Origin of the sequence: Pseudomonas sp. TNT2022 ID642 (assembly GCF_028656995.1) — a bacterium.
Classification (GTDB): domain Bacteria; phylum Pseudomonadota; class Gammaproteobacteria; order Pseudomonadales; family Pseudomonadaceae; genus Aquipseudomonas.
Genome location: NZ_JAMDGW010000045.1, coordinates 1 through 13076, shown reverse-complemented (window position 1 = coordinate 13076; position 13076 = coordinate 1). Strand labels below are relative to the sequence as shown.

Annotated in this window: 12 protein-coding genes, 5 tRNA genes and 1 riboswitch; of the genes, 12 read left to right on the top strand and 5 right to left on the bottom strand. The window is 56.4% G+C overall.

Annotation, left to right across the window (positions count from 1 at the left end; all coding sequences use genetic code 11):
• Nucleotides 1-9 precede the first annotated feature (9 nt).
• Nucleotides 10-1020, top strand: a complete 1011-nt coding sequence (gene astE / locus M5G26_RS29090; protein ID WP_273917149.1) for a succinylglutamate desuccinylase — start codon at nucleotides 10-12, stop codon at nucleotides 1018-1020.
• 152 nt (nucleotides 1021-1172) lie between these two features.
• On the opposite strand, the gene M5G26_RS29085 is transcribed toward astE, so the two are convergent.
• Nucleotides 1173-1682, bottom strand: coding sequence for a 6,7-dimethyl-8-ribityllumazine synthase (locus tag M5G26_RS29085; protein ID WP_016983960.1), 510 nt, complete (start codon nucleotides 1680-1682; stop codon nucleotides 1173-1175).
• A gap of 101 nt (nucleotides 1683-1783) precedes the next feature.
• Nucleotides 1784-1956: riboswitch (FMN riboswitch) on the bottom strand.
• Between the two features lie 198 nt (nucleotides 1957-2154).
• Here M5G26_RS29085 and ltaE point away from each other — a divergent pair.
• The 8 genes from ltaE (at nucleotide 2155) to M5G26_RS29045 (ending at nucleotide 8267) form a co-directional block, all read left to right on the top strand.
• Nucleotides 2155-3159 carry a low-specificity L-threonine aldolase gene (gene ltaE / locus M5G26_RS29080; protein WP_273917148.1) on the top strand — a complete coding sequence of 335 codons (1005 nt, stop codon included), beginning with the start codon at nucleotides 2155-2157 and terminating at the stop codon, nucleotides 3157-3159.
• Nucleotides 3160-3305: 146 nt separating this feature from the next.
• Entirely contained in the window at nucleotides 3306-5924 is a 2619-nt protein-coding gene (gene alaS / locus M5G26_RS29075) for an alanine--tRNA ligase (RefSeq protein ID WP_273917147.1), read from the top strand.
• Nucleotides 5925-6014: 90 nt separating this feature from the next.
• On the top strand, nucleotides 6015-7256 hold the full coding sequence (locus M5G26_RS29070; RefSeq protein WP_007919332.1) for an aspartate kinase: 1242 nt from the start codon (nucleotides 6015-6017) through the stop codon (nucleotides 7254-7256).
• 187 nt (nucleotides 7257-7443) lie between these two features.
• Nucleotides 7444-7632 (top strand): carbon storage regulator CsrA, encoded by a 189-nt coding sequence (gene csrA / locus M5G26_RS29065; RefSeq protein ID WP_002554426.1) that lies wholly within the window; start codon nucleotides 7444-7446, stop codon nucleotides 7630-7632.
• Nucleotides 7633-7694: 62 nt separating this feature from the next.
• Nucleotides 7695-7785, top strand: a tRNA-Ser gene (locus M5G26_RS29060).
• 107 nt (nucleotides 7786-7892) lie between these two features.
• Nucleotides 7893-7969, top strand: a tRNA-Arg gene (locus tag M5G26_RS29055).
• A gap of 72 nt (nucleotides 7970-8041) precedes the next feature.
• Nucleotides 8042-8118: transfer RNA gene (locus M5G26_RS29050), tRNA-Arg, on the top strand.
• Nucleotides 8119-8190: 72 nt separating this feature from the next.
• Nucleotides 8191-8267 (top strand) — tRNA-Arg (locus M5G26_RS29045).
• A gap of 19 nt (nucleotides 8268-8286) precedes the next feature.
• Here the strand turns inward: M5G26_RS29045 and M5G26_RS29040 are convergent.
• Nucleotides 8287-8805, bottom strand: coding sequence for a cell envelope protein SmpA (locus M5G26_RS29040; protein ID WP_273917146.1), 519 nt, complete (start codon nucleotides 8803-8805; stop codon nucleotides 8287-8289).
• Nucleotides 8806-9126: 321 nt separating this feature from the next.
• Here M5G26_RS29040 and mgtE point away from each other — a divergent pair, with 321 nt between their 5' ends.
• Complete coding sequence (gene mgtE, locus M5G26_RS29035; RefSeq protein ID WP_038366547.1) at nucleotides 9127-10569, top strand: magnesium transporter; 1443 nt, start codon at nucleotides 9127-9129, stop codon at nucleotides 10567-10569.
• A 114-nt stretch (nucleotides 10570-10683) separates the two neighbouring features.
• On the opposite strand, the gene M5G26_RS29030 is transcribed toward mgtE, so the two are convergent.
• Nucleotides 10684-11010 carry an Arc family DNA-binding protein gene (locus M5G26_RS29030; protein WP_003178899.1) on the bottom strand — a complete coding sequence of 109 codons (327 nt, stop codon included), beginning with the start codon at nucleotides 11008-11010 and terminating at the stop codon, nucleotides 10684-10686.
• 390 nt (nucleotides 11011-11400) lie between these two features.
• Between M5G26_RS29030 and phnN the strand changes: the two genes are divergently transcribed.
• Nucleotides 11401-11970, top strand: a complete 570-nt coding sequence (phnN, locus tag M5G26_RS29025) for a phosphonate metabolism protein/1,5-bisphosphokinase (PRPP-forming) PhnN (RefSeq protein ID WP_150693347.1) — start codon at nucleotides 11401-11403, stop codon at nucleotides 11968-11970.
• Here the strand turns inward: phnN and M5G26_RS29020 are convergent.
• Together M5G26_RS29020 and M5G26_RS29015 are read right to left on the bottom strand one after the other, a co-directional pair.
• On the bottom strand, nucleotides 11945-12124 hold the full coding sequence (locus M5G26_RS29020) for a PA3371 family protein (protein ID WP_134176808.1): 180 nt from the start codon (nucleotides 12122-12124) through the stop codon (nucleotides 11945-11947). The genes phnN and M5G26_RS29020 overlap by 26 nt on opposite strands.
• A 19-nt stretch (nucleotides 12125-12143) precedes the next feature.
• Complete coding sequence (locus tag M5G26_RS29015) at nucleotides 12144-12371, bottom strand: hypothetical protein (RefSeq protein WP_134176809.1); 228 nt, start codon at nucleotides 12369-12371, stop codon at nucleotides 12144-12146.
• A gap of 295 nt (nucleotides 12372-12666) precedes the next feature.
• Between M5G26_RS29015 and M5G26_RS29010 the strand changes: the two genes are divergently transcribed.
• Nucleotides 12667-12743, top strand: a tRNA-Arg gene (locus M5G26_RS29010).
• Nucleotides 12744-13076 lie beyond the last annotated feature (333 nt).

Below are 13076 nucleotides of genomic sequence, written 5' to 3'. Positions count from 1 at the left end.
AACCGCTCTATGCTCGCCCTCGGCAAACTGCTTGAACTGACCCTCGCCGGCCGCGAACCGGCGGAGAAGACTCAACTGACTGTCGAAGGCGTGCGTATGCGCTGGTTGAGCGAAGGTGCGCTGGAAGTCAGGCCACCGGAAGCACGCGACAATGGCCTGGACCTGCTGCTGTCGGCAGGTATCCATGGCAACGAAACAGCGCCGATCGAGTTGCTTGATCGGTTGCTGCACGACATCGCACGCGGTGATTTAAAGCCGCGTGCACGCATTCTGTTCCTGTTCGGCAACCCGGAGGCGATTCGCAAAGGCGAGCGCTTCGTCGAGCAGGACGTCAATCGGCTGTTCAACGGCCGTCATGAACAAAGCAGTGGCAGCGAAGCGCTGCGTGCCTGTGAGCTGGAGCGGTTGGCGGCGAGTTTCTTCAGCTTGCCGGATCGCCAGCGTCTGCACTACGACCTGCACACGGCGATTCGCGGTTCGAAGATCGAACAGTTTGCGCTGTATCCGTGGAAGGAAGGTCGCCAGCATTCGCGTCTTGAACTGGCGCGTTTGCGCGCTGCCGGGATGGAAGCGGTGCTGTTGCAGAACAAACCGTCGATCGTGTTCAGCTCGTACACCTACGACAAGCTCGGTGCCGAGGCTTTCACTCTGGAACTGGGCAAGGCGCGGCCGTTCGGGCAGAACGACGGCGTCAATGTCTCGCTATTGGAGACTCGTCTGCAGCAGATCATCGAAGGCACTGAGCCGGAAATGGCTGAAGCGCAGCTGGACGGTTTGCAGCTGTTCAGCGTCGCGCGGGAAATCATCAAGCACAGCGATTCGTTCCGCCTGAACCTGCCGCAGGACATCGAGAACTTTTCCGAGTTGGAGGTGGGTTACGTGCTGGCCGAAGATCTGGCCAATACCCGCTGGATCATTGAGGAAGAGGGCGCACGGATCATCTTTCCCAATCCCAAGGTCAAGAACGGCCTGCGCGCGGGCATCCTGATCGTCCCGACCACCGACGAAAACCTCGCCTGATAGCGACATCTGAATCGGTACAAAACCAATGTGGGAGCGAGCCTGCTCGCGAAAGCGGTCTACCAGTCAACTTGTCGTCGGCTGGCAGTCCCTCTTCGCGAGCAGGCTCGCTCCCACATTTGATTTGAGTGAGGTCAAAAACTCACTCGACGTTACACGGCTACTGCACGCGGCTCTGTACGACGCAGCGCACGAACTTTCTGCAGCGTATCCGCGCAAGTCCGCGCCGCTTCCTGACCCTTGTGCACAAAGTGCTCGAAGAAGAACTTCTGATGTTCGTCGCCAGCATGAAAGTGGTGCGGGGTCAGCGACACCGAGAACACCGGCACTTCGGTTTCCAGCTGCACCTGCATCAGGCCGCTGACCACTGACTGGGCGACAAATTCGTGACGGTAGATGCCGCCGTCCACGACCAGTGCAGCCGCGACGATGCCAGCATAACGGCCTGTTTTGGCCAGCAATTTGGCGTGCAGAGGCATTTCAAAGGCGCCGCCGACTTCGAAGATATCGATGTCGGATTCCTGATAACCCAGGGCAATCATTTCGGCAACGAAGCCTTTACGGCTCTGGTCGACGATTTCCTTGTGCCAGCAGGCCTGGATGAACGCGACGCGCTCGCCGTGAGGGTGTTTGCTTTTGCTGTCGATAGCGGTGGGTTGCATGTTCTGACTCCTGTTTGTGTGAAAAACAGGGCGTTATGAATCGAAAGGGATTCAAGGGTGCGCACACGCACGACATCGCGCGGACGGCCCTTTGGCGTTAATCCCGTTCTCTCTTCATCCGGACTATGACCGTCGGCCCCGGAATCACACCGGGTCTGCTGACCTTGCCGTCGATCACCGCTTAATGCCGTGTTCGTCGCCAAGCGCTCGCGGGCTATGCGCATTGCGCGCAATTACCGCCGGTGGGGAATTGCACCCCGCCCTGAGAACGTTTTTGCCGCCCTTTCTCGGGCGGCGCAGCGTTTTTAACACAGATTGTGTGTCTGTGCATTGCGCCTTTCTGATGATTGCCATCGAATTTTTTGACGACTCGAAATGACTTTTCCTTGCGTAAGGGTTGATTAATCCACGCGATGACCGCAGTAATTCCACTTCGTAAAGGGATTTCCCCTGCTGACTTGAGGCCAGGTTCATGAGCGTTATCGATCTTCGCAGCGACACCGTCACCCAACCGACTCCGGCCATGCTCGACGCGATGACTGCGGCGGACACCGGTGATGACGTTTACGGCGAAGATCCAACGGTCAATCGCCTGGAAGCCGAACTGGCCAAGCGCCTCGGTTTTGCCGCCGCTTTGTTCGTGCCGACCGGCACCATGAGTAATCTGCTGGGGTTGATGGCGCACTGTGAGCGCGGCGACGAATACATCGTTGGTCAGCAGGCGCACACCTACAAGTACGAAGGTGGCGGCGCAGCGGTGCTGGGCTCGATCCAGCCGCAGCCGTTGGAAGTACAGGCGGACGGTTCGCTGGATCTGGATCAGGTTGCGGCAGCGATCAAGCCGGATGACTTCCATTTCGCTCGAACTCGTTTGCTGGCGCTTGAAAACACCATGCAGGGCAAAGTGCTGCCGCTGGAGTATCTGGCGCGGGCGCGCCAATTTACCCAAGAATACGGTCTGCAACTGCACCTTGATGGCGCGCGGCTATACAACGCAGCGGTCAAGCTCGGGGTTGATGCGCGGGAAATCACTCAGTACTTTGATTCGGTATCGGTGTGCCTGTCCAAAGGTCTTGGCGCGCCGGTGGGTTCGGTGTTGTGCGGTTCGGCCGAGTTGATCGGCAAGGCTCGCCGTCTGCGCAAAATGGTCGGCGGCGGCATGCGTCAGGCTGGCCTGCTGGCAGCGGCGGGGCTGTATGCGCTGGATCACAACGTCGAGCGTCTGGCAGATGACCACGCCAATGCGCAACTGCTGGCCGATGGTCTGCGTGAAGCAGGTTTCATCGTCGAACCGGTGCAAACCAACATGGTTTATGTGCAAATGGGCGACAAGGCCGAAGCGATCAAGGCCTTTGCCGGCGAACGCGGGATCAAGTTGAGCGCCGCCGCGCGCCTGCGTATGGTCACGCACATGGACGTCAATCGCTCGCAAATCGAGCAAGTGATCGCGACATTCGTCGAGTTTTCGCGCAAGTGACAGCGTTAGCCGTCCAATTGACCGTTTCTATCGTATAAACACGCTGTACCCCGCGCGCAGGGCCGATATAATGCGGCCCTTTGCCGTCGCTTCGTCTGTTGACGTTTCGAACAGGCCTTTGGCCGCAGCCTCCGTGGAAGAACCTAATGAAAAGCGCAGAAATCCGTGAAGCCTTCCTTCGCTTCTTCGAAGAGCAAGGCCACACCCGTGTAGCCTCCAGCTCTTTGATTCCGGGCAACGACCCAACCCTGCTGTTCACTAACGCGGGGATGAACCAGTTCAAGGACTGCTTCCTGGGCCAGGAAAAACGTGCGTACACCCGCGCGACCAGCAGCCAGAAGTGCGTGCGTGCCGGTGGCAAGAACAGCGACCTGGAAAACGTCGGTTATACCGCTCGTCACCACACATTCTTCGAAATGCTCGGTAACTTCAGCTTCGGTGACTACTTCAAGAAGGACGCGATTACCTACGCGTGGACCTTCCTGACCGGCGTTCTGCAACTGCCGAAGGAAAAACTCTGGGTCACCGTCTACGCCTCGGATGACGAAGCGTATGACATCTGGACCAAAGAAATCGGTGTGCCGGTCGAGCGCATGATCCGCATCGGCGACAACAAGGGCGCGCCGTACGCTTCCGACAACTTCTGGACCATGGGCGATACCGGCCCGTGCGGCCCGTGCACCGAGATTTTCTACGATCACGGCGACCACATCTGGGGCGGCCCGCCAGGCTCGCCGGAAGAAGACGGTGACCGTTACATCGAAATCTGGAACAACGTGTTCATGCAGTTCAACCGCACCGCCGATGGCGTGTTGCATCCGTTGCCAGCGCCGTCGGTCGACACCGGCATGGGCCTGGAGCGGATCAGTGCGGTGATGCAGCACGTCAATTCCAATTACGACATTGACCTGTTCAAGAACCTGCTGAAGGCCTCGGCTGAAGCGATCGGTTGCGAAAACGGCGATCAGTCGTCGCTCAAGGTTGTTTCCGACCACATTCGTTCGTGCGGTTTCCTGATCGCTGACGGCGTGCTGCCGTCCAACGAAGGTCGCGGTTATGTGTTGCGCCGGATCATCCGTCGCGCCTGCCGTCACGGCAACAAGCTGGGCGCCACCGGCAGCTTCTTCTACAAGATTGTTGCCGCGCTGGTTGCCGAAATGGGCGAGGCCTTCCCGGAACTGAAGAAGCAGCAGAGCAACATCGAACGCGTGCTCAAGGCAGAAGAAGAGCAGTTCTCCAAGACCCTGGAGCACGGCTTGAAGATCCTCGAGCAGGATCTGCTGGAACTCAAAGGCACCGTGGTGCCGGGCGACGTGGTGTTCAAACTCTACGACACCTACGGTTTCCCGATGGACCTGACCGCCGACATCGCCCGCGAGCGCAGCCTGACTGTCGACGAAGCCGGTTTCGAACGTGAGATGGAAGCCCAACGTGTTCGTGCGCGTTCCGCCAGCTCGTTCGGTCTGGACTACAACACCCTGGTCAAGGTTGATGTGGCCACCGAGTTCACCGGTTACAAAGACACCAGCGGTTCGGCCAAAATCGTCGCTATCTATAAAGATGGCCAGTCGGTCGACGTCTTGAATGAAGGCGAAGAGGCGGTGATCGTTCTGAATCAGACGCCGTTCTACGCTGAATCCGGCGGCCAGATCGGCGACTGCGGTTTCCTTCAGGCGGGCAATGCACGTTTCGACGTACGTGACACCACCAAGACCGGCGGCGCTTTCCTGCACCACGGCGTGCTGGATTCGGGCAGCCTGACCATCGGCGCGCCAGTGGAAACCCATGTGGATGCCGAAGTGCGTCACGCGACTTCGCTGAACCACTCGGCCACCCACTTGCTGCACGCTGCACTGCGTCAGGTACTGGGCGAGCACGTTCAGCAGAAAGGTTCGTTGGTGGATAGCCAGCGTCTGCGTTTCGACTTCAGTCACTTTGAAGCGATCAAGCCGGAACAGATCAAAGCACTGGAAGACATCGTCAACGCCGAGATTCGCAAGAATTCCTCCGTTGAAACCGAAGAAACCGACATCGAAACCGCCAAGAACAAAGGCGCGATGGCGCTGTTCGGCGAGAAGTACGGCGACAATGTCCGCGTGTTGAGCATGGGCGGCGATTTCTCCGTCGAACTGTGCGGTGGTATCCACGCCAACCGTACCGGCGACATTGGCCTGCTGAAAATCATCAGCGAAGGCGGTGTGGCTTCGGGTGTGCGTCGTATCGAGGCAGTCACTGGTGCTGCGGCACTGGCCTACTTGAACGCGGCAGAAGAACAACTCAAGGAAGCGGCCAGCCTGGTCAAGGGCAGCCGCGACAACCTGATCGACAAGCTGTCGGCTGTGCTCGAGCGCAACCGCCAACTGGAGAAGCAACTCGAGCAGTTGCAAGCCAAGGCGGCCAGCGCTGCGGGCGACGATCTGTCGTCCTCGGCCCTTGACGTCAAAGGCGTGAAGGTTCTGGCCGCACGTCTGGATGGTCAGGACGCCAAGGCGCTGCTGGCGCTGGTTGATCAGTTGAAGAACAAACTCGGCCGCGCAGTGATCCTGCTCGGCAGTGTCCATGAGGAAAAGGTCGTACTGGTTGCAGGCGTAACCAAGGACCTGACTGGCCAACTCAAAGCCGGTGATTTGATGAAGCAGGCTGCTGCGGCAGTGGGCGGGAAGGGCGGTGGTCGTCCGGACATGGCGCAGGGCGGCGGTATTGATGCCGGTGCGCTGGATGGCGCATTGGCGCTGACCGTTCCATTCGTCGAGCAGGGTTTATAAGGCAGTCCGTCCGGCCCGCAGTCTAGTGGCGGGCCGGGCGGCTGTTCGAGTGATTATTGGGCGCCCTTCATGGGCAGAGGCGGCTTTGAAATGGCTTTGATCGTACAGAAATTTGGAGGCACCTCGGTCGGTACTGTCGAGAGAATCGAGCAGGTCGCCGACAAGGTTAAGAAATTCCGCGATGCCGGCGATGACCTGGTGGTTGTGCTGTCTGCAATGAGCGGCGAAACCAACCGTCTGATCGATCTGGCCAAGCAAATCAGTGGCGACACGCAACCAGTTCCACGTGAACTGGACGTGATCGTTTCCACCGGTGAACAGGTGACGATTGCCCTGTTGGCGATGGCGCTGATCAAGCGCGGTGTGCCGGCGGTGTCGTACACCGGTAATCAGGTGCGGATCCTGACTGACAGTGCGCACAATAAAGCGCGTATCTTGCAGATTGATGACCAGAAGATTCGTGGTGATCTGAAAGCCGGTCGCGTGGTGGTTGTCGCCGGTTTCCAGGGCGTCGACGAGCACGGCAACATTACCACCCTCGGTCGTGGCGGTTCCGATACCACCGGCGTGGCATTGGCTGCGGCGCTGAAGGCTGACGAGTGCCAGATCTACACCGACGTTGATGGTGTTTACACCACCGACCCGCGCGTTGTGCCGGTCGCTCAGCGTCTGGACAAGATCACCTTTGAAGAGATGCTGGAAATGGCCAGCCTCGGTTCCAAGGTGTTGCAGATCCGTGCGGTGGAATTCGCCGGCAAGTACAACGTTCCGCTGCGCGTACTGCACAGCTTCAAGGAGGGTCCGGGCACCCTCATTACTATTGATGAAGAGGAAACCATGGAACAGCCGATCATTTCCGGCATCGCTTTCAACCGCGATGAAGCCAAGCTGACCATCCGTGGCGTGCCAGACACCCCGGGTGTGGCGTTCAAGATTCTCGGCCCGATCAGTGCCGCGAACATCGAAGTCGACATGATCGTGCAGAACGTTGCGCACGATAACACCACCGACTTCACCTTCACCGTGCACCGCAACGACTACCAGGCCGCACAAACCGTGCTGGAAAACACCGCTCGTGAGATCGGTGCCCGTGAAGTGGTTGGCGACACCAAGATTGCCAAGGTCTCGATCGTCGGTGTCGGCATGCGTTCTCACGCAGGCGTGGCGAGCCGCATGTTCGAATCCCTGGCAAAAGAAAGCATCAACATCCAGATGATCTCGACTTCGGAAATCAAGGTTTCCGTGGTGATTGAAGAGAAGTACCTGGAATTGGCCGTGCGCGCCCTGCACACGGCTTTCGAACTGGATGCTCCGGCCCGTCAAGGCGAGTAATTCCGTTTCTTGAAGGGCGCGGTCTGACCGCGCCCTTTATTTTTTGAATGGCGCGAGCCCTGAACTGTTCTTTTGCTCGCGCTGGTCAATACTCAGGCATGTAGGGCTACGATCGCTCCGGTTGTAGGTCGGGTGCCTTTTTTTTGCAGACTGTTGTCCCTGAACTGAATTGCGTAAGGAGAAAGGTATGCTGATTCTGACTCGTCGGTGCGCAGAAAGCCTGATTATCGGTGATGGCGAAATCACCGTGACCGTGCTCGGCGTTAAAGGAAACCAGGTGCGTATCGGCGTCAACGCCCCGAAAGAGGTTGCCGTGCACCGTGAGGAAATTTACCTGCGTATAAAGAAAGAGAAGGACGAAGAACCAAGCCATTAATTTTTATCGATTTTTATGTTTGCAAACGGGGAAAAGGTTGGTTAAGATACGCCCCGTGTTGCGGAGAGCTGGCCGAGTGGCCGAAGGCGCTCCCCTGCTAAGGGAGTACACCTCACAAGGGTGTCGGGGGTTCGAATCCCCCGTTCTCCGCCATTATTTGCTTAGTACGTCGTAATCTGGCTTTTTCGGTAAGTTGTTGAAATTACTAGAAAAAGTGGTTGGAATAGAGATTAGACGGGCTATAATGCGGCGCAACAAATGCACTCGTAGCTCAGCTGGATAGAGTACTCGGCTACGAACCGAGCGGTCACAGGTTCGAATCCTGTCGAGTGCACCATTTAAGAGTCAGTTACAGCAATGTAAATGACTTGGCTTCAACCAGGTGTGATCTGGTCTAACAAACACAAATGCACTCGTAGCTCAGCTGGATAGAGTACTCGGCTACGAACCGAGCGGTCACAGGTTCGAATCCTGTCGAGTGCACCATTTAAGAGTTAGTTGCAGTAATGTGAATAACTTGGTTTCAGCCAGTTGTGGTCTGGTCTAAAAACACAAATTGCACTCGTAGCTCAGCTGGATAGAGTACTCGGCTACGAACCGAGCGGTCACAGGTTCGAATCCTGTCGAGTGCACCATATACCAAAAAGCCCGCGTTTAACGCGGGCTTTTTGCTGTCCGGGATTTGGCTTTTGCCTTCACGCATCCCTGCTCATCAAAATCTATTTGAGCCGAACGGCCTCGCTTGAGGTCATAGCGATAGCTTGTCGCCGATGTTCGAATATTCACCTTGTCCGGTTTGCCTAACGCGCTTTCGACATCTTGCTGGCTCATGCCGGCGATGACACGTCGATTGATGATCGCTGCGCGTCGTTGCTTCGCGTCGATCAGGTTTCCGCATCGGTCTTCAGTGTGGCCGATAATGCCCGGTTCTCGAGTTCTGGTTGTCATGCCGGATGTCTTTTCGTGGTTATGTTCCGGCATCACCGCTACGACTGATCCGGGCGAGTAGGGGTGGACTTCCTGTACTGAGCGCTGATCACCGTGCGCACAGCTCATTGATGTGAAGGTGAGGCTGCCGTCGATGGCTTCGCAGCGATGCAGGCTGGTCGCGGCACCGTCGGGTGGTAGGCAGAGCAGGCTGGTGAGTACAAGGTGTGATGGTTTCAGTGGCATTCGACGTCCTCCATGACGATCTACGCTGAAGGGTAGTCGCTACATTTTTTGGTGCTCGTGTGTTTTCTTTTCAGGATAAGTCGTCGCATTTGCGGGGATCAGGACGGCGCTCAGGTTTGTTTCGCAAGCGCTTGTTTCGACCGTGATTTATTAACGTTTTAAACCGTCAGGCGGTGTATCATTGCGCCCGTCAGCCCCGCCGGGGCTTATGGAAAACCTCCATGGACTTACCCAGTAGTTACTCAGTAAATAGTTTCACCAATCATGAATTGACTGATTGATCCTTCCGGCGTGCCCCGCTGCTGGGAGTGGAGTTCGCCTATGTCTGAAATCGAAGTAAAGAAAACACAAGAAAGCCTGCAGGATCGCCTGGCTCAGGTCGTTGAGCTGCTGCAGCGCCAGCGGGTCGTCGAAGACCTGACTCACCGTCAGGAAGGCGCGCATCACGATCGCGTCGAAAACCTGGTTCACCGACAAAATCTCGTCGAGCTGCAACGCAAGCTTGATGACCTGCACTCCGCCGACGTTGCCTATATCCTTGAAGCCTTGCCGCTGGACGATCGTCTGACGCTCTGGCAACTGGTCAAGGCTGATCGAGACGGCGACATTCTTCTCGAAGTATCCGATTCCGTTCGTGAGACGCTGATCGCCGACATGGACGATCACGAGCTCCTGGCTGCCGCCAAGGACATGGACGCCGACGAACTTGCTGACCTGGCTTCCGAGCTGCCGAGAGACGTCGTCCATGAGCTGATGGAGAGTCTGGATAACCAGCAGCGCGAGCGAGTGCGCTCGGCCCTGTCCTATGACGAGGAGCAGGTCGGTGCGCTGATGGACTTCGAAATGGTGACAATCCGTGAGGATGTCAGCCTCGAAGTCGTCTTGCGTTACCTGCGTCGTCTGAAAGAGTTGCCGGGCCATACCGATAAGCTGTTCGTGGTCGATTACGACGGTGTGCTCAAGGGCGTGCTGCCGATCAAGCGCTTGCTGGTCAACGATCCGGAAAAGCAGGTGGCTGAAGTCATGGCCAGTGATCCGGTGAGTTTCCATCCCGATGAGGACGCTTACGACGCTGCTCAAGCGTTCGAGCGTTACGACTTGATCTCGGCTCCAGTGGTCGACAAGAACGGCAAGTTGATCGGCCGACTGACCATCGACGAAATGGTCGACCTGATTCGTGAAGAGAGCGAAAGCGAAGTCCTCAACATGGCGGGTCTGCGTGAAGAGGAAGACATCTTCGCCTCCGTCTGGAAGTCGCTGCGCAACCGTTGGGCGTGGCTGGCGATCAACCTGATCACTGCATTTGTGGCCTCGCGGGTGATCGGTCTGTTCGAAGGCTCGATCGAGAAGCTGGTAGCGCTCGCGGCACTGATGCCGATTGTGGCGGGTATTGGTGGCAACTCCGGTAACCAGACGATCACCATGATCGTTCGCGCGATGGCGCTCGATCAGGTCAGTACTGGCAATACTTCGCGCCTGATGCGCAAAGAGTTGGCCGTAGGTCTGATCAACGGCCTGGTCTGGGGTGGGGTGATCGGTGTGGTTGCTTATCTGCTCTACGGCAGTTGGTCGTTGGGCGTGGTGATGACGGCGGCGATGACGCTCAACCTGTTGCTGGCTGCATTGATGGGGGTATTGATCCCGATGACCCTGGCGAAAATGGGTCGAGACCCGGCCATGGGTGCCAGCGTGATGATCACCGCCATGACCGACAGCGGCGGCTTCTTCATCTTCCTGGGGTTGGCAACAATCTTCCTGCTCTGATCTGCGCTATCGAAACAGCCCGCTCATCTGGCGGGCTTTTTTTTGCCTGCGAATTCTCAAATTCCGCGCAAAAAAAAGCCAGCTGTTAAGCTGGCTTGAGATGTTCGGTATGACTCAGGACGCGTCTGCTGCCATTTCAGCGTCGTGGGCGATCAAGGACACCAAGGCGTTCTGCTGGCGATGAGAAAGTTGGCGGAAGCGTTGCAGCAGCTCGCGCTCGTGCAGTGACAGTTCCGGACTGTCGAGGCGCATGCTCAGCTCTTCGCCCAGTGCGCCTTCCTGAATAAGACTCTGCTCAAGGCGCGCAATGATCTCGGAGTTCATGCTGCGATGATGATTGCGAGCCACCTCGGCAATGCGTTCACGCATTCCGTCTGGCAGACGTACGACAAACTTGTCAGCCGTACGGCTGGAATAAATTGCCTGTTTCAATGGGCGCATATATTTAACCGGTTAGTTCAGGGGAGCGGTTCTCGGGATTGGCCGCAGGATGTGTGGTAGGACAAGCATCCGCGCCAAATGGTTCAACCTGAATTGTTAAGAGGCCCGCATCATGCCTCAAAATTGCCAGATCATTGGCGTCAATTCTGTGACAAATATTGAGCTGGGTAAAGGCGTAATGCCAGCACCAATTATCAGAAATGCGGACTGGTTTGAAATCTTCGTCTCTGTCCGCAACCTGGTCCGCCTCCTGCTGCACATCTATTGATGTCCGAAGCCATCAGAACGTGCATCCTATGCGGGTTCTGCATCCTTGTTCCTTACCTGTACAGGATAGTGGCAAATTGCCGATTTACTAGTGGCAGACACCTGCCGGAGGGCGTTTTCAGGATGGATGGCAAACTGATTTATTTGATGGGGCCGTCCGGTTCAGGCAAGGACAGTCTGATTGAGGCTGCTCGCGAGCCATTACGTGCTTTTAACTGTGAAGTGATGCGCAGGGTGATTACCCGATCAGCGGAGTCGGTGGGGGAGGATGCTATTGGGGTGACGCCGGAAGAGTTCGAGCGACGCGAGCGTGCCGGTGATTTTTCGCTCGCATGGCGTGCCAATGGTCTCGCTTACGGAATACCGGTGGAGATGGATAGATGGTTGAGTGCCGGGCAGTATGTTTTGGTCAATGGCTCCCGGGCTAACCTGCGGCAGGCGCTGGAGCGTTATCCGACATTGTTGCCGGTTTTACTGACGGTCAGGGAAGAGGTGTTGCGAGAGCGTCTGCTGAGTCGGGGTCGAGAGACGCTTGAGCAAGTTGATGCAAGGCTGGCTCGTAATGCGCTATTCAAGGATAGGAGGTCAAGTGACGGACCTGTCCATCTCATCGATAATTCTGGTGATCTGGATGAAACGGTCAGTCATCTTTTGAGTTTGATCGATCTCAACGCAGCACCGGGTCAAATTTGATCTTTCGTCCTGCAGCCAGGGCTAGCACGAATATCACGGCAGAAACACCGCTGACAATTAGCGGCAGGGTGATTTCGGTATCCTCGAACAGCGATAAATGCACAATGCCACTCAATAAAGCGAGGATCAGAAATCCTGCAGCTGACTTAGACATGTTTTGCTCCTGAAGATATTCAAAAAACCAGATGTTCGGAGGTCGGTGCTGGCTCGGAATTACTGACTTCCTTCGAGCCAAGGTCGTTTTGGTCACTCAGGACAGCCAGCTGCGGCATTCTCTGCACCTGCAAATAATGTGGCATGCGCTGAGCTATCGTTTGTGGCTCACCGGCCTCAGGAAGAAAATGGACGCTCACCAAAACCGCCAGAGCAATTGCGTTTGCAAGCAAAAGGGTGCTGTTCATGGGGCGTGGCTCCGAGTGTTCGTCTATAGAACAGTCAAAGCAGCCGTCGTGCCAATAGTCTAACCGCTGTTAAGTCCTTTAAAAACAGGCATTTAAGAGAGTTTTTCGGATTCTGAAGGTTGCAATTTGCAATGCTGGGTTTTTGAGGGGGGTGCAAAATGCACGGTAAATCTTCCCGCAGCATGGCAGGCTACCTGCCTACACTTAAAAAGCCCTACGGACGACATGACAAATCGGGGTTCGGTGGTTAACATGCACGCCGTCCGTCATGCAGCGTCTGCTGCGACAAGCGTGTGTCTCAGTAGCTCAATTGGATAGAGCATCCCCCTCCTAAGGGGAAGGTTGGCAGTTCGAACCTGCCCTGGGACACCATCTATATAATGAATCCCTTTCCTTCATAGCTTCTGCTCGCTAAATCGCTCAATCCTCTCGTTTGTCTCCTCTATTGGTGTGGCTATGCATGTCCCGCCCGCGTCCAGCGTTGCCCTTCATGTTGATTTCGGGTGAGGTCGCGAGTTTTGCTTCTATATAGGTAGGGCTGCGGAGGCGTCTTTAGCGGGATCTGGATAAAAAACGAAATTAACGGTTGACGGCAGATTTCAGATGTCTATAATTCGCCCCACTTCCGGCGCAGTCGAAACGGAAAACTCCTTGAGATTCAATGAGTTATGTAGGTTTCGGCAGCAGGTTGCTTCAGTTCATCGA